Source organism: Arhodomonas sp. KWT (genome assembly GCF_010993615.1).
Map to the genome: position 1 here is coordinate 1 of NZ_WNXE01000797.1, position 768 is coordinate 768.

The following is a 768-nucleotide window of genomic DNA, read 5'->3' on the forward strand; positions in this document are numbered from 1 at the left end:
TCGCTGACTGAGGGGCGGGATGCCGTTGGTGGCTACCTGTTGTGCACAGCGGGGAGCCGTCGTCGGCGCACGACTGCCCGGCGACCAGGGGTCCGGGGAAAACAACGTGAGAAACTAGCAACCCATTGTTTTTTAGGAAATTTAATAAGCTGGTGAAAAACCCGTCAATCTGACGCGAGGCCGCCCGCGTCAGGGGTTTGGGGACGGTCTCTACGGGTTTTGCACAGCGTTATCCACAGCTTTTGTGAACAACCGGTGACAGCCGCGTGACAGCGGCTGGAGGCGGGTATGGGGCCGCCGGCGGGAGGGCCGCCGGCGGCCGGTGCGATGGGTTTTTCCCGGACCTAACGATGTGGTCCCTCAGCCCGGGCGAAGCGGTGCTCCAGTGCCTTCTCCAGCTTCCTGGCGGCGTCGTGAGTCGCGGAGTAGGCGTCCGTCGCCTGCGACTCGACGACTACCGGATTCAGCCCGGAGGGATGAGCCTCCAGCGTGCATGTCGTATCGACGCCGCCCTTGCCGGCATTCACGTCCTTGAGGTAGGTCTCCACGCGGGTGACACGCTCACCGAAGCGGCGTTCCACGCCGGCGAGCTTGGCCCGGATATGATCCTCCAGCGCCGTGGATGTCTGCATGCCTTCGGCGGCGTTGACCTGAAGCTCCATTGTCGCCTCCTTTCCGGTTGTACCGCCGCCGGACGTGACGGCGCCGGCGCGGTTTTGCAAGGCCCCCGGTCAGCCCTTCAGCCAGGCCGCCATGCGGTCCGCGGCG

Annotated in this window: 1 protein-coding gene; it reads right to left on the reverse strand. The window is 65.2% G+C overall.

All coding sequences use genetic code 11. The features are described 5' to 3' along the window. Positions 1 to 344: 344 nt before the first annotated feature. The gene (locus G7A99_RS22475; protein WP_018717119.1) at positions 345 to 662 is read right to left on the reverse strand and encodes an HPF/RaiA family ribosome-associated protein; all 318 of its coding nucleotides are present in this window, start codon (positions 660 to 662) and stop codon (positions 345 to 347) included. Between the last annotated feature and the right edge of the window lie 106 nt (positions 663 to 768).